The organism is Blastococcus sp. SYSU DS0539 (genome assembly GCF_054050855.1).
In genome coordinates, this window is sequence record NZ_JBJHAF010000001.1 from 342,964 (window position 1) to 362,279 (window position 19,316).

At 75.5% G+C, this 19,316-nt stretch carries 20 protein-coding genes; 8 read left to right on the plus strand and 12 right to left on the minus strand.

What is annotated here, in order from left to right:
* Window positions 1-168 precede the first annotated feature (168 nt).
* The gene (locus tag ACI790_RS01550) at window positions 169-402 is read right to left on the minus strand and encodes a hypothetical protein (RefSeq protein ID WP_456568015.1); all 234 of its coding nucleotides are present in this window, start codon (window positions 400-402) and stop codon (window positions 169-171) included.
* 19 nt (window positions 403-421) lie between these two features.
* Here ACI790_RS01550 and ACI790_RS01555 point away from each other — a divergent pair, with 19 nt between their 5' ends.
* Window positions 422-1,051 (plus strand): hypothetical protein, encoded by a 630-nt coding sequence (locus ACI790_RS01555; RefSeq protein WP_456568016.1) that lies wholly within the window; start codon window positions 422-424, stop codon window positions 1,049-1,051.
* Window positions 1,052-1,061: 10 nt separating this feature from the next.
* Here the strand turns inward: ACI790_RS01555 and ACI790_RS01560 are convergent, their stop codons facing one another.
* From ACI790_RS01560 to ACI790_RS01575, 4 genes are all read right to left on the minus strand, one after another.
* Window positions 1,062-1,619, minus strand: coding sequence for a dihydrofolate reductase family protein (locus ACI790_RS01560; RefSeq protein ID WP_456568017.1), 558 nt, complete (start codon window positions 1,617-1,619; stop codon window positions 1,062-1,064).
* Window positions 1,620-1,870: 251 nt separating this feature from the next.
* Complete coding sequence (gene cydC / locus ACI790_RS01565; RefSeq protein WP_456568018.1) at window positions 1,871-5,197, minus strand: thiol reductant ABC exporter subunit CydC; 3,327 nt, start codon at window positions 5,195-5,197, stop codon at window positions 1,871-1,873.
* A 19-nt stretch (window positions 5,198-5,216) separates the two neighbouring features.
* A complete protein-coding gene (gene cydB / locus ACI790_RS01570) occupies window positions 5,217-6,242 on the minus strand; it encodes a cytochrome d ubiquinol oxidase subunit II (RefSeq protein ID WP_456568019.1) in 1,026 nt (341 codons plus the stop codon).
* A gap of 15 nt (window positions 6,243-6,257) precedes the next feature.
* Entirely contained in the window at window positions 6,258-7,823 is a 1,566-nt protein-coding gene (locus ACI790_RS01575; protein WP_456568020.1) for a cytochrome ubiquinol oxidase subunit I, read from the minus strand.
* Between the two features lie 122 nt (window positions 7,824-7,945).
* Between ACI790_RS01575 and ACI790_RS01580 the strand changes: the two genes are divergently transcribed.
* The 3 genes from ACI790_RS01580 to ACI790_RS01590 all read left to right on the plus strand — a co-directional run bounded on the left by ACI790_RS01580 (window position 7,946) and on the right by ACI790_RS01590 (window position 10,940).
* Window positions 7,946-8,314, plus strand: coding sequence for a BlaI/MecI/CopY family transcriptional regulator (locus ACI790_RS01580; RefSeq protein WP_456568021.1), 369 nt, complete (start codon window positions 7,946-7,948; stop codon window positions 8,312-8,314).
* Window positions 8,315-8,332: 18 nt separating this feature from the next.
* Entirely contained in the window at window positions 8,333-9,268 is a 936-nt protein-coding gene (locus ACI790_RS01585) for a M56 family metallopeptidase (protein ID WP_456568022.1), read from the plus strand.
* A 109-nt stretch (window positions 9,269-9,377) separates the two neighbouring features.
* Window positions 9,378-10,940, plus strand: coding sequence for an acyl--CoA ligase family protein (locus tag ACI790_RS01590; protein ID WP_456568023.1), 1,563 nt, complete (start codon window positions 9,378-9,380; stop codon window positions 10,938-10,940).
* A 59-nt stretch (window positions 10,941-10,999) separates the two neighbouring features.
* Here the strand turns inward: ACI790_RS01590 and ACI790_RS01595 are convergent, their stop codons facing one another.
* From ACI790_RS01595 to ACI790_RS01625, 7 genes are all read right to left on the minus strand, one after another.
* A complete protein-coding gene (locus ACI790_RS01595) occupies window positions 11,000-11,218 on the minus strand; it encodes a hypothetical protein (protein WP_456568024.1) in 219 nt (72 codons plus the stop codon).
* Window positions 11,219-11,507: 289 nt separating this feature from the next.
* Window positions 11,508-13,784 (minus strand): heavy metal translocating P-type ATPase, encoded by a 2,277-nt coding sequence (locus ACI790_RS01600; protein ID WP_456568134.1) that lies wholly within the window; start codon window positions 13,782-13,784, stop codon window positions 11,508-11,510.
* A 50-nt stretch (window positions 13,785-13,834) separates the two neighbouring features.
* A complete protein-coding gene (locus ACI790_RS01605) occupies window positions 13,835-14,749 on the minus strand; it encodes a hypothetical protein (RefSeq protein ID WP_456568025.1) in 915 nt (304 codons plus the stop codon).
* Window positions 14,750-14,762: 13 nt separating this feature from the next.
* A complete protein-coding gene (locus ACI790_RS01610) occupies window positions 14,763-14,975 on the minus strand; it encodes a heavy-metal-associated domain-containing protein (protein WP_456568026.1) in 213 nt (70 codons plus the stop codon).
* Window positions 14,976-15,004: 29 nt separating this feature from the next.
* Entirely contained in the window at window positions 15,005-15,325 is a 321-nt protein-coding gene (locus ACI790_RS01615) for a metal-sensitive transcriptional regulator (RefSeq protein ID WP_456568027.1), read from the minus strand.
* 60 nt (window positions 15,326-15,385) lie between these two features.
* A complete protein-coding gene (locus ACI790_RS01620) occupies window positions 15,386-15,727 on the minus strand; it encodes a MerR family transcriptional regulator (RefSeq protein ID WP_456568028.1) in 342 nt (113 codons plus the stop codon).
* A gap of 133 nt (window positions 15,728-15,860) precedes the next feature.
* Window positions 15,861-16,358 carry an Hsp20/alpha crystallin family protein gene (locus ACI790_RS01625; protein WP_456568029.1) on the minus strand — a complete coding sequence of 166 codons (498 nt, stop codon included), beginning with the start codon at window positions 16,356-16,358 and terminating at the stop codon, window positions 15,861-15,863.
* A gap of 191 nt (window positions 16,359-16,549) precedes the next feature.
* Between ACI790_RS01625 and ACI790_RS01630 the strand changes: the two genes are divergently transcribed.
* The 4 genes from ACI790_RS01630 to ACI790_RS01645 are packed head-to-tail and all read left to right on the plus strand — an operon-like array spanning window position 16,550 to window position 19,259.
* Entirely contained in the window at window positions 16,550-16,990 is a 441-nt protein-coding gene (locus tag ACI790_RS01630) for an STAS domain-containing protein (protein WP_456568030.1), read from the plus strand.
* A 49-nt stretch (window positions 16,991-17,039) separates the two neighbouring features.
* Window positions 17,040-18,308 (plus strand): YibE/F family protein, encoded by a 1,269-nt coding sequence (locus tag ACI790_RS01635; protein ID WP_456568031.1) that lies wholly within the window; start codon window positions 17,040-17,042, stop codon window positions 18,306-18,308.
* 14 nt (window positions 18,309-18,322) lie between these two features.
* Window positions 18,323-18,940, plus strand: a complete 618-nt coding sequence (locus ACI790_RS01640; RefSeq protein WP_456568032.1) for a class I SAM-dependent methyltransferase — start codon at window positions 18,323-18,325, stop codon at window positions 18,938-18,940.
* The gene (locus tag ACI790_RS01645; RefSeq protein ID WP_456568033.1) at window positions 18,930-19,259 is read left to right on the plus strand and encodes a TraR/DksA family transcriptional regulator; all 330 of its coding nucleotides are present in this window, start codon (window positions 18,930-18,932) and stop codon (window positions 19,257-19,259) included. The genes ACI790_RS01640 and ACI790_RS01645 overlap by 11 nt, the downstream gene beginning before the upstream one ends.
* Window positions 19,260-19,316 lie beyond the last annotated feature (57 nt).

Consider the following 19,316-nt stretch of genomic DNA (forward strand, 5'->3'; position numbering starts at 1 on the left):
CCGCACCGCTGCCCGCCACGCCGGCATCGAGGCTGAGACGGTCGGCCCCGGCTACCACCGGAAGCGGCAGCTGCGCACCGGGACCGCCGGTTCGGTGCTGCCGGCCGGGCTCGGGGTGGCCGCGGTCATCTCCGGTGACTACGCGGACGAGGGCCCGGCGCTGCCCGGTCAGCGGCGGCGCAGGGCCCGGGCCAGCCGGTGCTTCCGGCCCGCGGCGAGCTCGGCGGCGGTCGCCGGGGCCGGTGTCTCCGGCTCCGGGGTCGCCGCCGCGCGTTCGTGCAGGCGAGCCCGCACGTCGTCGGGGGTGTAGGCGCGGCGCTGCCGCTCGTCGCGGGCGAGCACGACCCCGCCGGCGGTCACCCCCGCGAGGCCGGCCAGTCCCAGCAGCTTCCAGAGGCGCACCTCCGTAACCTAGCCGCCCGTGCCCGATCTCTCCCTGGACGCCGCGGTCGACCTGACCCGCACCGGCGACGTCTGGGTCTTCCGCGGCCCGTCGCTGGCCGATCGTGCGATCCGCGCGCTGACCAACGCGCCGGTGAACCACGTCGGCATGGCCGTCGTGCTGGAGGACCTGCCGCCGCTGCTGTGGCACGCCGAGCTCGGCAAGTCGCTGCCCGACGCGTGGAGCGGCACCCACCAGCGCGGTGTCCAGTTGCACGACCTGCGCGACGCCGTCCTGACCTGGCGCGGCCGCTACGGCCAGCGGGCGTGGCTGCGGCAGCTGGTCGGCCCGGCGGAGGACGGCGGGGTGACCCCGGCCATGGAGGACGCCGTCCTGCGCACCATCGCCCGGCTGGACGGGCGGCCGTTCCCGACCACCCGCGGCCTGGCGCGCGGCTGGGTCAACGGCCGGCTGCGGCGCCGGACCGCGGCGGAGACCGTCTTCTGCGCGGAGCTGGTCGCGGCGACCTACACGGCCATGGGGCTGCTGCCCGACGACCGCCCGCTCAACGCCTACGACCCCGGCAGCTTCTGGTCCGGCGACGACCTGCAGCTGCTGCGGGACGCCCGCCTGGGGCCGGAGATCCCGGTGGACGTCCCCGCGGCCTGACCGCCCCCGGTCACGGCGCGCGGCGCACCCGGTAGGTGCTCTGCACCATGCCGCCGGCGAAGGACCGGGTGGCGACGTGCTCCAGCGGGATGTCGGCCGGCAGCTCGCCGAAGGGAGTGTGCCCCGTCCCGATCAGCACCGGTACCCGCGAGAGCGTGAGGTCGGCGATCAGGCCGGCCCGGAGGAAGGCGTGCACCGTCCGGCCACCGTCCACGTAGACCCGGCGGTACCCGGCTCCGCTCAGCGCCCGCACCGCCTCGTCGAAGGAGCGGTGCAGCGTGATCCGCGGATCCGCGTCGTCCGCCAGGGTCGTGCTGAGCACGTGCACCGGCCGGCCCTGGTACGGCCACTCGGCGATCGGCGCGATGACCTCGTAGGTCGACCGGCCCATGACCAGCGCGTCGACGCCGGAGATGAACTCGCCGAACCCGAAGTCGCCGCCGGCGCCGTCGTCGGGAGCACCGCCGGCGTCGCCGCCGGTGAGCCAGGAGAGGTCGTGGTCGAGCCGGGCGATGAACCCGTCGACGCTCATGCCGAGGAAGACCGAACCGGTGAAGGACACGTCCATGCCCGCAGGGTGCCGCACCGGTACGACAGGCGGGGCCGTCCGGAGCCTCCTCCCGGGCGGTCCGTCTCTGCCCAGCCGGGCCGGGCAGAGACGGACTGGTCACGGACCACTCAGGCGGCGGTGCGAGCCACCGTCTCGCCTGCCGGCAGGGTGCCGCACCGGTACGACAGGCGGGGCCGTCCGGAGCCTCCTCCCGGAAAGTCCGTCTCTGCCCAGCCGGGCCGGGCAGAGACGGACTGTTCATGGACCGCTCAGGCGGCGGTGCGAGCCACCGTCTCGCCGAGGTGCAGGACGGTGTCGCCGGGGCGTGCCAGCTCGTCGTGGGTGACGCAGACGATCACCCGGCCGGCCAGCGCCGCGCGGAGGTCGCGGACCAGCGCCGCGGCGGTGGGGGCGTCGAGGTGTGCGGTCGGCTCGTCGAGCAGGACGACGTCCCGGTCGGCCAGCAGGGCCCGCGCGGCGGCCAGCCGTCGCCGCTCGCCACCGGAGAGCGCCGTGCCGCCGGCACCGACCGGGGTGTCGAGCCCGTCCGGCAGCGAGGCCAGCAACCCCGCCAGCCCGCTGGCGGTCAGGGCCGCGCGCATGCGCGCCTCCCCGGCCGGGCCGGCGAGGTCGCCGCGCGGGGCCGCCAGGGCCAGGTTGGCCCGGATGGTCGAGGAGAAGACGTGCGCCTCCTGCGGCAGCCAGGCCATGCGGGCGCGCAGGTCGTGGCCGGCCAGCCGGGTCGTGTCCGTGCCGTCGACCTCGTAGCTCCCGCCGCGGGGGCGGAGGGCGGCCATGAGGACGGCGAGGAAGGTCGACTTGCCCGTGCCCGAGGGTCCCCGCACGACGAGCCAGCCCTCGCCCGAGCGGGCCGACGCGTCCAGGCCGCGCAGCACGTCCGGGCCGCCGGGCCAGCCGGCGACGAGCGCCGCGGTGCGCAACGACGAGATCGTGGTCGGCGCGGGCAGCGGCGCTCCCGGATCGGCGGGAACCGGGGCCTCGATGACGGCGTCCAGCCGGGCCCGGGCATCGGCCAGGGCGCCGCGCCGCTGCAGGGCGTCGACCAGTCCGGTGAGGGTGTCGCCCAGGGCCAGCGGCGCGAGGGCGAGAACGGCCAGTACCGGCCCGGTCACCCCGCCGGCCCAGGCGACCGCGGTGCCGGTGACGGCGGCGAGCCCGGTGCCGAGCACGACCGCACCGGTGCCCAGGGCGGCGGCCCGGACACCGGTGCGCGCGGCGGCGGCCTGGCGGTCGGCGAGCACGCCGAGGTCGGCGGCGGCACGCGCGGCCAGGCCGTGGGCCCGCAGGTCGGCCAGCCCGTCGAGCACGGTGGCGGTGTCGTCGAGCGCGGCCACCCGCATGCCGCTCTCCGCCCGCGCGGCTCCGGCGTCCAGCCGGCGGTGCACCAGCAGGACCAGCCCTCCGGTCGCGGCGAGCACCGCGCCGACGGCGGCACCGGCGGCGGGGTCGACGATCCCGAGGGCCACCACGGTGAGCGCGGGAACCACCGCCGCGACTGCGATCGGCGGCCGCACCCGCACGGTCAGGCTCTGCACGACGCCGACGTCGCCGACGACCCGCGCCAGCGCCGACCCGGGTGCCCGGTCGGCGGCGAGGCCCTGTGCGGCCAGCGCCGCCCACACCCGCACCCGCAGGCCGGCGGCCTGCCGGAGCGCGGCGTCGTGCGAGGCCAGCCGCTCCAGCCAGCGCAGCACCGCCCGGCCGATCCCGAAGAAGCGCACCCCGGCGGTGGCCACCAGCAGGGTCAGCACCGGCGGCATCTCGGCGGCCCGGACGATCAGCCACCCGGAGACGGCGGTCAGGGCGATGCCGGCGCCCGCGGACAGGGCGCCGAACACCACGGCCCGGCGCATCGCGCCCCCCGTCGGCGCCGGCTCCGCGACGTCCGCGACCGCTTCCGCCACCGCTGCGCGCGGCAGGCCGAGCGGGGCGAGGGAACCATCCGCGCCGGCAGCGGGGGAGGCGAGGTGGACGGTGCGGTCGGCGAGGGCGGCCAGCGCGGGGTCGTGGGTCACCAGCACCCTCGTCACCATGCCGCGCAGCCCGGCGAGGACGGCGACGACGCGGTCGCGGGCCTCGTCGTCCAGGTGCGCGGTCGGCTCGTCGAGCAGCAGCAGTCGCGCGCCCCGGCGGACACGCACCAGCGCGCGGGCCAGCGCCACCCGCTGCAGCTCGCCGGGGGAGAGGGAGCCGGGCGCGCGGTCGGCCAGCTCCTCGATGCCGACGCGCGCCAGCGCCTCGATGACGAAGGCCTCGCCGGCGATCTCGTCCACGCCGGGCTCGGAGGCGGCGTGCCGGCGCAGCTCGTCGGCGACGGTCGCCCCCGTCGTCCGGGGGAACTGCGGCACGACGGCGACCGGGCCCACCCCGGTCACCGTGCCGGCCACCTGCGTCCCGGGGGCGAGCAGACCGGCGAGCGCGGCCAGCAGGGTCGACTTGCCCGAGCCGCTGGGGCCGCTCAGGGCGACCAGCTCGCCGGGGCGCGCGACCAGGTCGGTGGCGGGCAGGGCGGCCCCGGCCCGGCCCGGGTAGGAGACGGTCAGCCCGGCGACGGCGACGTCGGCCCCGCGCGGGTCGTCGTCGGCGACCGGGGCGGGCGTCGCGGCCACCGGCGCGGCCAGCACCGCACGCGCCTCCGCGGCGGCCAGCGAGGCGTCCTCGGCGGCGTGGTGCGCCGACCCCAGCGCGCGCAGCGGGGCGAAGGCCTCCGGCGCGAGCAGCAGGGCGGTCAGGCCGAGCGCGAGCGCCATGTGCCCCTCGGCGAGCCGGAGCCCGACGGTGACCGCGACCAGCGCCACCGAGAGGGTGGCGATCAGCTCGAGCACCAGCGCGGAGAGGAAGGCGACGCGCAGGGTGGCCAGCGTGCGGGTGCGGTGCGCCTCGCCGAGGCCGGCCAGCGCGGCCGTCTGCTCGGCGGCGCGGCCCAGCCCGACGAGCACGGGCAGGCCGCGCACCAGCTCGGCGACGTGCGCGGCGATCCGGTCCAGGGCGCGCGCGGAGTCAGCCGTCGCCGCCTGGGTGTGCCGGCCGACCAGCACCATGAACAGCGGGACCAGCGGCAGTGTCACCGCGACGAGCACCGCCGAGAGCAGGTCGGTCCACGCCAGGGCGAGCAGCAGCGCCGGTGGGACGACGATCGTCTGCGCGAGCGCCGGGACATAGGTGGCCAGTGCCGGGCCGAGGTCGTGCAGCCGGGTGGTGGCGAGGACGGCGGCCGGACCTGGCCCACCGGCCGCGGCGACCGCCGCGGGCGAGGCGGCCAGCCGGTCGAGCAGGTCCCGGCGCAGCCGGTCCTCGGCCCGCCGGGCGTCTCGCGCGGCCAGCGCCTGGCCGGCCGCGCCGGCGGCAGCCCGCAGCGCCGCGCCGACGGCGGCCAGGACGAGCGGCGGGGTCACCGCGCCGTCGGCCAGGCCCGCGGCGCGGGCCACGGCGTGCGCCAGGCCCGCCGCCAGGAGCACCAGGCCACCGGTCTGCAGCAGCGCCGCGGAGGCGGCGCGCACCAGGGCGCCGGTCAGCCCCGGCACCCCGGCGAGCGCGCCCAGCGGCCCCCGCCCCGCGTCCGCGGACGTGCTCATCGCCGTTCCTCCCGATCCGTCAGACCGAGGCCGGCGCGCTGTCGTGAGGCTCCTCGTGCACCGGTTCGGCGGTCAGCCGCTTCCGGAACACCCAGTAGGTCCAGGCCTGGTAGCCCAGCACCACCGGCAGGCCGACGCCCGCCGCCCAGGTCATGACCGTGAGCGTGTAGTCGCTGACCGAGGCGTCGGCGATGGTCAGGTCGAACGCGGTGTCGATCGTCGAGGGGACGACGACCGGGTAGGCCGCGCCGAAGATGGTGGCGGCCGCGGCCACGAGCATCAGGCCCCAGGCGGCGAACGCCTGCCCCTCCCGGCCGACGCGGATCCGGGCCCACGCGACCATGACGGCGAAGGCGGCCACCAGCCACAGCGCCGCGGTCACCGGCGTGCCGTACCGCAGGTGCACGAGTGCCGCCCACGCCAGCAGGGGCAGCGCGGCGACCGGCGCCCACCGGACGGCGAAGGCCCGCGCGCGCTCCCGCACGTCGCCGTCGACCTTGAGCGCCAGGAACAGCGCGCCGTGCACCAGCGAGAAGGCGAGCACCGCGACGGCGCCGAGCAGCGCCGGCCAGCCCAGCCCGGAGAAGGCGCCGCCGAGCCGGTTGCCGTTGGCGTCGATGGGCAGCCCGAGCGTCGTGGCGCCCAGCGCCGCACCGATGCCGAGCGAGGCGATCAGCGACCCCGTGACGATGACGCGGGTCCACGTCGCGTCCCACTGCTCGGTGTGGTGGGAGTGCCGCCACTCGAAGGCGACGGCCCGGATGATCAGCCCGAAGAGCACCAGCACGAACGGCAGGTACAGGGCGGGCAGCCAGCTGGCGTACCAGCCGGGGAAGGCGGCGAACACCGCGCCGACGGCGGTGATCAGCCAGACCTCGTTGCCGTCCCACAGCGGGCCGATGCTGCGCAGCATCAGGTGCCGGTCGGCCGGGCGCCGGCCGAGCACGGGCAGCAGGGCGGCGACGCCGAAGTCGAAGCCTTCCAGCAGCAGGAAGCCGGTCCAGAGCAGGGCGACGGCGGCGAACCAGACGGTGTGCAGATCCATGGCTGTGCTTCTTCCTCAGTACGCGAAGGAGAGGACGTCGTCGCGGTCGCGCCGCGGGGGGCCGTCGGCCCCGCCGGGCAGGTCGTCGTCGGGACCGCCCTCGGGCGTCGATCCGGGGACCGGCGCGCCGTCCCCGGTCGTGACGCCGGCCCGCACGAACCGGCCGATCAGCCACAGCTCGACCACGGCCAGCGCGCCGTAGACCAGCGTCAGCCCGATGAGCGACGTCCAGACCTCGGCGGCGGTGACGCCGGGGGAGACCGCCTGGCCGGTGAAGAAGTACACCTGGTCCTCGACCGGGACGTCCGGGTTCGGGTGCACGACGAAGGGCTGGCGGCCCATCTCGGTGAAGATCCAGCCCGTCGCGTTGGCCACGAACGGGGCGGTCACGGCGAGCAGCGCGCCGTAGACGCCGATCCGCGACGTCGGCACCCGGCCGCGGCGGGTGGCCCACAGCGCGTAGGCCGCGACCCCCGCCGAGACCGCGCCCATGCCGATCATCAGCCGGAAGCTCCAGTAGGTGACCGAGAGGACGGGCGTGTAGTCGATCGGCTCGCCGGCCTTGTCCCCGAACGACGGGTCGTCGGGGTAGGTCGCGCCGTAGACCGCCGAGTACTCCTCCTGCAGCTCGTTCACGCCGGGGACGGCGGTGGAGAAGTCGCCGTGGGCCAGGTAGCTGAGGAGGTACGGGACGGTGATCGAGTGGACGTCGTCGCACTCGTTCGAGCCGAGCTTCCCCCAGGCGAAGATCGAGAAGGACGCCGGCGCCTCGGTGTCGCAGAGCGCCTCGGCCGAGCTCATCTTCAGCGGCTGCTGCTCGTACATCAGCTTGCCCTGCCAGTCGCCGGTGAGGGCCACGAGCACGAACGCGGCGAGCGAGACCCAGCCGCCCAGGCGCACCGACCGGCGCCAGACGGCGTGGTCCGGGTCGCCGGCGGGCTGCCCGGCCAGCGCCCGCTTCCGCAGGTGCCAGAGGCCGATGCCGACGAGCAGGGCGCCGGCGACCATGAGGGCGGCGACGATCGCGTGGCTGAAGGCCGCCAGCGCGGTGTTGTTGGTCAGCACCGCGACGAAGTCCACCTGCAGCGGCCGGCCGGTGGCGTCGTCGGTGACGACGCCGACCGGGTGCTGCATCCAGGAGTTCGCGGCGATGATGAAGTACGCGCTCACGATGGAGCCGATCACCGCGGCCCAGAGCGCGGCGAGGTGCACCTTCTTGGGGATCCGGCCCCAGCCGAAGATCCACAGCCCGAGGAACGTGGACTCGAGGAAGAAGGCGAGCAGCGCCTCCAGCGCCAGCAGCGAACCGAAGACGTCGCCGACGAAGCGGGAGTACTCGCTCCACGCCAGGCCGAACTGGAACTCCTGGACCAAGCCGGTGGCCACGCCGAGGACGAAGTTGATCAGGTAGATGCGGCCCCAGAACCGGGTCATCCGCAGCCACTCGGGCTTGTCCGTGCGCACCCACATGGTGTGCATGACCGCGACCAGGACCCCCAGCCCGATGGTCAGCGGGACCATCAGGAAGTGGTAGACGGTCGTGATCCCGAACTGCCAGCGCGCCACGTCCAGGACGTCCACGGCACCTGTCCCCTCGTCGTCGAGGCCGACGTACTATCGACACGTTCTTTCTACGCTCGGTAGAAGTCGTTTTCTACAACACGTAGAAGAGTGGGCGTGTGATCTGCCGGACAGGAGGACCGATGGCGTCGCTGGGCGAGCTCGAGCGCGCGGTCATGGAGCGGCTCTGGGCCGCCGGTGAGCCGGTGGCCGCGACCCGGCTGCGGGACGAGCTGGCCGAGCGCGGCCTCGCGCTGACCACGGTGCACACCGTGCTGACCCGGCTGGAGCAGAAGGGGTTCGTCGTCCACGACGACGCCCGCCCGCGCCGCTTCTCGCCCCGGGCCACCCGGGAGGACCACGCCGCGCAGGTGATGCGCGAGGTGCTCGGCCAGGCCGCCGACCGCCAGGCGGTGCTCGCCCGCTTCGTCGGGGGCGTCGACGCCGACGAGGCGCGGATGCTCCGGGAGCTGCTCGCCGGGGCCGGTCCGGACGACGCCGCGCGCGGCTGATCCGCGCGCCCGCGACCGGTGCTCCCCGCCACCGCCGTCACCCTCGGCGTGCTGGCTGCGCTGTTGGCGTGGCCGGTACCGGCGCTGCTCGCCCGCGCCCGCTGGGCGGGGCGGGACCCGTGGGTGGCGCTGCTGTGCTGGCAGGCGGTCGGCCTGGCCGGCGGGCTGTCCATCATCGGTGCCCTGCTCGTGCACGGGCTGGCGCCGTGGGGGCACTCGCTGCCCGAGGCGGCGTGGTCGGTGCTCAGCGGGCACTCCGCCACCGACCCGGTGCGCGGCGACCACTGGGTGACCCTCACCCTCGCCGGGGTGCTCGCCACCGAGCTGGTCGGCGTCCTGGTGCTGTCGTGGCTCCGGATCACCCGCACCCGCCGCCGGCACCGGGCGCTGCTGGAGCTGGTGGTGCAGCCGGCGCCGCAGCCCGACGCCCGGCTGCTCGAGCACCCGGCCCCGGTGGCCTTCTGCATCCCCGGCGCCCAGCCGCTGCTGGTGCTCTCGTCGGGGATGGTCGCCGAGCTGGACGAGGAGCAGCTCGCCGCCGTCGTGGCGCACGAGCGGGCGCACCTGGCGGAGCACCACCACCTGCTGCTCCTGCCGTTCGTCGCCTGGAAGGCCGCGCTGCCGGTGCTGCCGGCGGCCGAGCGCGCCTACGGCGCGGTGCGCGAGCTGGTCGAGATGCGGGCCGACGACGTCGCGCTTTCCTCGCTGCGCGGCGCCAACCCCCGGCGCACCCTGGCCGAGGCGATCGTCGCGGCGGCGGCCGGGAGCTCGGGCAGCGGGGGAGTGCCCACCGGCGCGCTGGCGGTGTCCGGGGCGGGGGTCCGGGCCCGCGTCGTGCGGCTGCTGGGACCCGCCGATCCGCTGCCGCCCGCCGCCCGCTGGGCCGCGCTGTCCGCGGCCGTCCTGCTGCTGCTCCTGCCGACGGCGCTGCTGCTGGTGCCCGCGGTGGGCTGAGCGGAGGCCGGCGCGCCGTTCCGCGAGCCGGTTGCGGCCGGACCGGGCAGGGTGGTGTGAACCAGGGCTTCGCTCGATCCGCTCCCCGCCGACCCGTCAGGAGAACCGGATGGCCTCGTTCACGTTCAGCCAGCTCAGCCCCACGGCATACCTCGAGAGGTCCGCGCGGGTGTTCCCCGATCGCACCGCGATCATCGACGGGGACCGTCGGTTCACCTACCGGCAGTTCGCCGACCGGTCCCGCCGGCTGGCCGGTGGGCTCGCCGCGCGTGGCATCGCCCCCGGCGACCGGGTGGCGGCGCTGTGCGCCAACAGCGCCACGATGCTCGAGCTGCACAACGGGATCCCGTGGGCCGGCGCGGTGATCGTGCCGCTGAACACCCGGCTCTCCGCAGGCGAGCTCGGGTACGTCCTGGAGCACTCCGGGGCCTCGCTCCTGGTCGCCGACCCGCAGTTCGCCGAGACCGCGACCGAGGTGGCCGCGGCGGCCGGCGTCCCGCTGGTGCTGGCCGGTGACCGGGACAGCGAGTACGAGCAGCTGCTGACCGGCGCGGAACCGCTGGCGCTGCCCTGCGCGGACGAGACGGGGCTGCTCGCGCTGAACTACACGTCCGGGACGACGGGGCGGCCGAAGGGGGTGATGTACGCGCACCGCGGGGCCTACCTGCAGGCCCTGGCGATGGCCATGCACACCGGCCTCGGCTCGACCAGTCGGTACCTCTGGACCCTTCCGATGTTCCACTGCAACGGCTGGTGCTTCCCGTGGGCCGTCTCGGCCGCCGGGGCCACCCACGTCTGCCTGCCGCGGGTCGAGCCGGCCCGCATCTGGCAGCTGCTGCGCACCGAGGGCGTCACCCACTTCAGCGCGGCGCCCACCGTGCTGACGATGATCCTGAACGCCGACGAGGCGGCCGAGGGGCCGGTGGACCCCCGGGTGGAGGTGCAGACCGGCGGCGCGCCCCCCACGCCGACGCTTCTGGCGCGCATGTCGGCGCTGAACATGAACGTCACCCACCTGTACGGGCTCACCGAGACCTACGGTCCGCTGGCGCTCAACGAGTGGCATCCCGAATGGGACGACCTGGACGGCGAGCAGCAGGCGGAGCTCAAGGCCCGGCAGGGCGTGGGCAACGTGGTCGCGGACCCGCTGCGCGTCGTGGACGACAACGGTGCCGACGTGCCGCGCGACGCGACGACCGTCGGGGAGATCGTCGCCCGCGGCAACGACGTGATGCTCGGCTACTACCGCGACGACGACGCCACCGCGGCGGTCACCCTCCCCGACGCGGACGGGCAGCGGGGCTGGTTCCGCACCGGCGACCTCGCCGTCGTGCACCCCGATGGCTACGTGGAGATCCGGGACCGCAGCAAGGACATCATCATCTCCGGGGGCGAGAACATCTCCTCGGTGGAGATCGAGCGGGCCCTCGACGCGCACCCCGCCGTCGTCGAGTCCGCCGTGGTCGCCGAACCGCACGAGAAGTGGGGCGAGGTCCCGGTGGCCTACGTGACGCTGAAGGCCGGGGCGGAGGTCAGCGACGGGGATCTGGCCGACTTCGTCCGGTCCCGGCTGGCCGCGTTCAAGACGCCGAAGCGCTTCGTCCGCGGCGATCTGCCGAAGACCTCGACCGGCAAGGTGCAGAAGAACCTGCTGCGCGAGCAGCAGGGCTGACCCCCCGTCGAGGTCCGGCGCCCTCCCGGAGACCGGCACCCACGTGGCGGGGGCTGCTGCTAACGGCCGACCGGCCCGGCCAGCCGTCGGGCGGCGAGCGCGCTGAGCGCCGCGAAGCCACCGCTGGCCAGCGCCGCCCGGCGGTACCGGGGCATGGCCAGCACCGGCAGCATGCTCGCTGCGTGCAACCCGTCCACCGCGGCCGACAGCCGCAGCGTGGCGGGTTCCGGGGAGACGAGCACCGCCGCGTGCTGGGCGACCAGCCGGGCACCGAGCACGCGGGCCACCCACAGCCGGCCGCGCGGGTAGCGCGGCGCCAGCCGCTCGGCGAGCGGCGCCGCGCGCGTGAGCAGCAGCAGACCGGCGGCGAGCCCGACGCCGGACAGGACCCGGGCAGCCGATCGCCGGCCGCGGTGGAGGGCGGTACTCAGCGGAACACCTCCGAGGGAGAACAGGTACCTGGGCGCTGTCCGGCTCTGCCCAGCTGGGCCGGGCAGCGCCGGACTGCGCCCGGGTGGTACCCCCGTCGGCCCGGTGGAAGCACGGCATTCCGCCGGCTGCGGCCGGTCAGCGACGGGCGGCGGGCTCGGCCGGCGCCGCGGCCGGGCGGCCCGCCGGCACGGCGGTCGTGGCGTCCCGGTTCTCCGGCAGCGGGGCGAACCGGCGCAGCCGCAGGCTGTTGGAGACGACGAAGACCGAGCTGAACGCCATGGCCGCCCCGGCGATCATCGGGTTGAGCAGCCCGGCGGCGGCCAGCGGCAGCGCGGCCACGTTGTAGGCGAACGCCCAGAACAGGTTGCCCTTGATGGTGCCCAGCGTCCGGCGGGACAGCCGGATGGCGTCCGCGGCCACCCGCAGGTCACCGCGCACCAGGGTCAGGTCGCTCGCCTGGATCGCGACGTCGGTCCCGGTGCCCATCGCCAGCCCGAGGTCGGCCTGCGCCAGTGCCGGCGCGTCGTTCACGCCGTCGCCGACCATGGCCACCGTGCGGCCCTCGTGCTGCAGCCGGCGGACCACGTCGACCTTGTCCTGGGGGAGCACCTCGGCGATGACCTCGTCGATGCCCACCTGCGCGGCCACGGCCCGGGCGGCCGGCTCGTTGTCGCCGGTGAGCAGGATCGGGGTCAGCCCGAGCGCCCGCAGCTGGGCGACCGCGCGGGCGGAGGTGTCCTTCACCGCGTCGGCGACCACGAGCACCCCGCGGGCCGCGCCGTCCCAGCCGACCGCGATCGCGGTGCGGCCGGCGGCCTGCGCCTCGGTGACGGCCCGGTCGAGGTCGGCGGGCAGCGGCATGGCCCAGTCGGCCAGCAGCCGGCGGCGGCCGACGACCACGGCTGCGCCCTCGACCACGCCCTGGACGCCGAGGCCCTCGACGTTGGCGAAGTCGGTCACCGCGGGGAGGGGACCGGTGCGCTCGGTCGCGCCCCGGGCGACGGCCTGCGCGATCGGGTGCTCCGACGCCGACTCCAGGGCGCCGGCCAGGCGCAGCAGCTGCCCGGCGTCGGCACCGGTGGCGGGGACGACGTCCAGCAGCGTCATGCGGCCGGTGGTGACCGTGCCGGTCTTGTCCAGGACGACGGTGTCCACCCGGCGGGTGGACTCCAGCACCTCCGGACCCTTGATGAGGATGCCCAGCTGGGCACCGCGGCCGGTGCCGACCATCAGGGCGGTCGGCGTGGCCAGCCCCAGCGCGCAGGGGCAGGCGATGATCAGCACCGCGACGGCCGCGGTGAACGCGGCCGGCAGCCCTGCGCCGGTCCCGATCCAGAAGCCGAGCGTGGCCACCGTCAGGACCAGGACCACCGGCACGAAGACGCCGGAGATCCGGTCGGCGAGGCGCTGCACCTCCGCCTTGCCGTTCTGGGCGTCCTCGACCAGGCGGGCCATCTGGGCCAGCTGGGTGTCGCTCCCGACGCGGGTGGCGCGGACGACCAGCCGGCCGCCGGCGTTGACGGTGCCGCCGGTGACGACGTCGCCGGGGCGCACCTCCACGGGCACGGACTCGCCGGTCAGCATCGACGCGTCCACCGCGGAGGAGCCCTCGGTCACCTCGCCGTCGGCGGCGATCTTCTCGCCGGGGCGGACGACGAACAGGTCACCGGTTCCCAGCTCGGCGACGGGGACCCGCCGCTCCGTGCCGCCGCGCAGCACCGTGACGTCCTTGGCGCCGAGCTCGAGCAGCGCGCGCAGGGCCGCGCCGGCGCGCCGCTTGGAGCGCGCCTCGAACCAGCGCCCGGCGAGGATGAACGTCGTCACCCCGGCCGCGGCCTCGAGGTAGATGTTCGCGCTGCCGTCGGTGCGGGCGATCGTGAGCTCGAAGGGGTGTGTCATGCCGGGGGTGCCGGCGGTGCCCCAGAACAGCGCGTACAGCGACCAGCCGAACGCGGCGAGCGTGCCCAGGGACACCAGCGTGTCCATGGTGGCGGCGCCGTGCCGCAGGTTGGTCCAGGCGGCCCGGTGGAACGGCAGGCCGCCCCACACGACGACCGGCGCGGCGAGGGTGAGCGACAGCCACTGCCAGTACTCGAACTGGAGGGCCGGGACCATCGCCAGCGCGATCACCGGCACGCTGAGCAGCGTGGAGACGATCAGCCGCGTGCGCAGCGCGCGCACCGGTGCGTCGGCCGGGTCCGCCTCGGCCTCCTCGGCGAGCTCGGGCCGCGGGGGCTCGGGCAGGCGGGCGCTGTAGCCGGTCTTCTCCACCGTGGCGATCAGGTCGTCGGTGCTGACGCCGTCGGCGACGCTGACCTTCGCCTTCTCGGTGGCGTAGTTGACGGTGGCGGTGACGCCGTCGAGCTTGTTCAGCTTCTTCTCGACGCGGGCGGCGCACGACGCGCAGGTCATGCCGCCGATGAGCAGCTCGACGTCGCTGGTGGCGCTGCCGGGGGCGGTGGTCACGATCCGTGCTCCTCGTGGGGTTCGGTGGTCACCGTGAACGCGGCCGTGTGCACGGCGTCGCCGTGCCGGAAGTCCAGGAACAGCCGGTAGGTGCCCGCCGAGGGGGCCGTGGTGACGAAGGGGACGTGCGGGCCGGGAGCCGCCTCGGTGCGGTCGTGCTCGGCCGGGTGCACGTGGAGATAGGCGAGGTCACCGTCGCGCAGCGCCACCAGGTGCCCGTAGGCGCCGAGGTAGGGCTGCAGGTCGGTCACCGGGACGCCGTCGCGGCTCACGCTCAGGGTCAGCTCCGACTCCTCGCCCGGGGTCAGCCCGCCGGTCAGGACGACGGTGTAGCCGTCCACCTCCGCGACGGCCGACGGGGCGGGCAGCGGCTCGGGGTCGTAGGCGCCGGGGACGGCGAGGTCCGCGCCGAGCACGCGGCTCTCGCCGTCGGCCGCAGCGGTGAAGTCGGCGAACAGCCGCCAGCTGCCCGGCTGCAGCGCCAGGGGTGCCCGCCAGACGCCGTCGTCCCCGAGCGCGGGGTGCACGTGCTGGTAGCCGCTCAGGTCGCGGCGGACCGCGACGAGGTGCAGATCGACGTCGGCCTCGCTGTCGTACGCGGTGACCGGGGAGCCGTCGGGCCCCAGGACGGTGAAGGCGACCGGGGTGGCGGGGCCCGCCGGAGCGGTGCCGTCGGCCAGGGCGAGGGTGTAGCCGTCCTCGGTCACCTGGAGCCCGCCCGGCGCGTCCGCCGGCGCGGGGGCGGCGGCGTCGTGGCCGCCGTCCCCGTGCCCGACCCCGGTGGAGTCGTCGACCGCGTCGACCGCGTCGACCGCGCCGACCGGGCCGACCGCGGATCCCACGCCGACCGCGGCGCCGAAGACGGCGACCAGGCCGACGGCGAACGCGGCGATCTTGGTGGGGGTGTTCATGGCGCCGGCCGCGTCAGCGGCCGCTCACCTCGTATCCGGCTTCCTCGACGGCGGCGCGGACGGCGGACTCGTCGACCGGCTGCTCGCTGGTGACCGTCAGGCCGCCGGTGGCCAGGTCGACGTCGACCCCGGTCACGCCCGGCACCTGGGAGACCTCCTCGGTGACCGAGTTGACGCAGTGGCCGCAGGTCATGCCGGTCACGGTGTAGCTGGCGGTGGTGCTCACGGGGATTCCTCTCGGGGATGTGCGGACGATCAGGAGCGGACGAGACGGGCGATGGCGTCGGTGGCCTCGCGGACCTTCTCCTCGGCCTCGCGGCCGCCGGCCCGCGCGGCGTCGACCACGCAGTGGCTCAGGTGCTCCTCGAGCAGCCCGAGCGAGACCGCCTGCAGCGCCTTGGTCATGGCCGAGACCTGGGTGAGGATGTCGATGCAGTACTTCTCGTCCTCCACCATGCGCTGCAGGCCGCGGGCCTGGCCCTCGATCCGCCGCAGACGCTTGAGGTAGTCGTCCTTGCGGTGGATGTAGCCGTGCGCGTGGTCGTGGGCGGCGCAACCGCTGTCGGTCGTCTCCACGTCGTTCCTCCTGTCGGCACCGCGGGTGCGGCGTCCCGCAGAACGATACCCCCCTAGGGTTTATCCGTCCACCGGACCGGACCCGTGCGCCTCCTCCTGCAGGCGTGCGAGGTCGGCGCGGGCCGCGGCGAGCTCGTCCTGCAGGCCGACGATGACCTCGGCCGATGCCACGGGGTGCCCGTCGTTCAGCAGCCCCCGCATGCGTGCGGCCAGCTCCAGCTGCTGGCGGGAGTAGCGCCGGTGGCCACCGGGGGAGCGGTGCGGGGAGAGGACGCCGGAGCCGTCGAGGCTGCGCAGGAACGCCGCCTGCACGCCGAGCAGCTCGGCCGCCTGGCTCATCGTGAGCGCCGGGTACTCCGGGTCGTCCAACCGGCGCAGCGGGTCCTGCCCCTCGGATGTCATCGCGGTGCACTCCCGTCGTGGTACGTGGTGGTCCGGGATCCCGGCCGACCCCTTCTCGGTTGCGGCCGGCCCCGGAGCGGCGCAGGGGCCGGGCCCTGGACGGGCCCGGCCCCTGCGGTGCTGCCGGCCGCGGTCAGCTCTCGACCGCCTTGGCCTCGTGCTGCGACTCGCCCTCGATGGTGCGCCCCTCGACGGCCGCCGGGGTGTCGGCCCGGGTCACGGTGATCTTCCGTGCCTTGGCCTTCTCGGCGACGGGGATGCTGACGGTCAGCACGCCGTCGTGGTAGCTCGCCTCCAACCGGTCGGTGTCCAGGCTGCGGCCGAGCACCAGCTGGCGGGTGTAGCTGCCGAACGGGCGCTCGGCGATGGTCCACTCCGCGTTCTCCAGCTGGGGGACCGAGCGCTCGGCGCTGACGGTGAGGGTGTTGCCCTCGACCGACAGGTCGATCGAGCCGGGGTCGACACCGGGCAGGTCGAAGTGGGCGACGAAGTTGTCGCCGACCCGGTAGGCGTCCATCGGCATGCCCGACAGCGGGCGCGCGGTGCCGGTGCCGGAGCGGCCGGTGAGCTGGTCCAGCGCCCGGAAGGCGGCGGACGTGGCGGCGAACGGGTCGTAAGCGGTCAGCATCATGGCTGGAACCTCCTGTGACGGTAGTGCGTGTGTTCGCTGCCCGAGGTGGAACCTCTAGTGGCGACTAGAGATTACCTCGACGCTGCACTTCGGTAAACGTCTCTGGCCGCAAAATGTTCCCCGAACTTCGGCGGCCGGGAGATCCCGGCGCCGGTGCGTGAACGAGGGCTCCGCGGGGCACGACGGACCCCGTGGATGAGACGACCCGCACCACGCCGCAGGACACGCACCGGGACGCATCGGCCGGTGAGCCGTCCGTCTCGCACACGGTGGAGGGGGAGACGGCCCGGATCGCCGTCGCCGGCGAGCTGACCGAGACCGCCCGCCGGCCGCTGGTGCGCATCGTGACCGATCTGCTGCTCACCGAGCACTCGCTGCGCCGGGTGGAGCTGGACCTCCGGGAGGTCCCCTTCATGAACTCCGCGGGGCTGGCCGTGCTCGTGCAGCTGCAGAAGCTGGGCGTTCCGCGGGCCATCGACACCGCGCTGGTCGACCCGCCGCCGTCGGTGGCCCGGCCGCTGCAGCTCAGCGGGCTGTGGCACCGGTTCACCGTCGTCGACGCCGGCGGGGCGGTGTCGGCGCAGGCGACGCCCGAGGGCGGCCCCGGCTCCCGGGGCACCGACCACTCCTAGTCCGGTGTCGGGCGCGGCCGGGGGAGGAGGGGGCTCCTAGCCTGACCGGGTGTCGTCGCCCCACACCCACAGCCACGCCCCCGATCCGGACGCGCCTCCGCCCACCGAGGAGGCGCTCGCCCGCCGGCGGCGCGCCGTGTGGCTCATGCTGCTGCTCCTGGTCCCCGTCGGCCTGGCCACGGTGATCGGCCTGGTCGCCCTGTGGCCCGACGGCGAGCCGACCCGCGCCGAGCAGGCGGCGGCGGAGGCGCTGCCGCCGGGGACCACCTATCCCGACGCCCGGGTGGCCACCTTCGAGCCGTACGACTGCGGCGTCGAGGGGCGGCCGCAGACGTGCGCCAGCGCCGTCGTGGAGATCCTGGACGGTGACGGCGCCGGGGACTTCGTCGAGCTCGACCTCGACGCCGTGGTGGTGGCCAACGGCGTGGCGGAGGGCGACACCCTGGTCCTCACCCGGGACGCCGGGGCCGAGGGCGGCGCCGCGTACGCCTTCTACGACTTCGCCCGCGACGCCCCGATGATCACCTTGGCCATCGTCTTCGCCGTCGTCGTGGGGCTGGTGGCCCGGCTGCGCGGCCTGGCGTCGCTGGTCGGCCTGGCGTTCGCCTTCTTCATCCTGCTGCGGTTCGTCATCCCCGGGCTGCTCGGGGACGCCTCGCCGGTGCTGGTCACCCTCGTCGGCTCCGCGGCGATCATGTTCGTCGTCCTCTACCTGGCCCACGGTCTGTCGGCGCGCACGACGACGGCGCTGGTCGGCACCCTCTTCGGGCTGACGCTGGTCGCCGTCATGGGGGCGCTCGCGGTGGCCACCGCCCGGCTGACCGGGCTGACCAGCGAGGAGACCGTGACCCTGCAGGGCTACGACCCGACGCTGGACTTCTCCGGGTTGGTGCTCGCCGGGGTGGTCGTCGCGGGCCTGGGCGTGCTCAACGACGTGACGATCACGCAGGCGTCGGCGATCTGGCAGCTGCACGAGGTCGACGCGTCGATGAGCTGGCGGGAGCTGTACACCCGCGGCATGGCGGTGGGCCGCGACCACATCGCGTCGACCGTCTACACGATCGTCTTCGCCTACGCCGGCGCCGCGCTCCCGCTGCTGCTGCTCTTCGAGCTCTACTCCCAGCCCTGGAACGTCGTCCTCACCTCGTCCGCGCTGGCCGAGGAGGTCATCCGCACGATGGTCGGGGCGATCGCGCTGGTCCTCGCCGTGCCGGTGACCACCGCCGCCGGCGCCTTCTTCGCGAAGGCCGCCGACACCCAGGCCGGCACTGCCACCGAGCGCGGGGTGACCGCGCTGCGCGCCCGGTTCGCCCGATGAGCGAGGCTGTGGGCGTGACCGATCTCCTCGCCGCCGCCTCCGCCGCCCCGGGCTTCATGCCCGACGACGAGGGCCGCGCCCTGTACGCGGCCGCGTGCGCCGTCGCCGTCCCCGGGCCGCTGCTGGAGGTGGGCAGCTGGATGGGGCGCTCGGCGCTGTACCTGGCCGCGGCCGCCCGCGAGACCGGCCGGCAGGTGGTCACCGTCGACCACCACCGCGGGTCGGAGGAGCACCAGCCGGGCTGGGAGTACCACGACCCGTCGCTGGTCGACCCCGCCGTGGGCCGGATCGACACGCTGCCGCGGTTCCGCCGCACGATCGCCGAGGCCGGCGCCGAGGACGTCGTGATCGCCGTCGTCACCCGGTCGGAGGTCCTGGCGCCCCTGTGGAGCACCCCGCCGGCGCTGCTGTTCCTCGACGGCAGCCACACCGAGGAGTCCGCGCGCCGCGACCAGGACGCGTGGGTGGCGAAGCTCGCCGTCGGCGGCACGCTGGCCATCCACGACGTCTTCCCCGACCCGGCCGACGGCGGGCAGGCGCCCTTCGGCGTCTACCTGCGCGTCCTGGCGTCCGGGGACTTCACCGAGCTGCCCGGCACCGGCTCGCTGCGGCTGCTGCGCCGTGACCGCTGACCCGCTGGGCGCCGAGCGGGCGGCGGCGCTGGCGCAGATCGAAGCCCTGACCCGGGAGTTCGACGAGGTCGTCGCCGCCTCGAGGGCGTCCAACGCCGACGACGAGCACGACCCCGAGGGCGCGACGATCGCGTTCGAGCGCCAGCAGGTCGCCGCACTCCTGGAGTCCGCGCGCCGCCGGCTGGCCGACGTCGACGCCGCCGTCACCGCCGTGGAGGCCGGCACCTACGGCCGGTGCGAGACCTGCGGGCGACCCATCGCACCCGAGCGCCTCGCCGCCCGGCCGACCGCCCGCACCTGCATCACCTGCGCCCGCTGAGGCGCCGTCCGGCGCCGTGCGTGTGCGCCGAGGCGGGGTTCGCGGTCCGGTATCCCC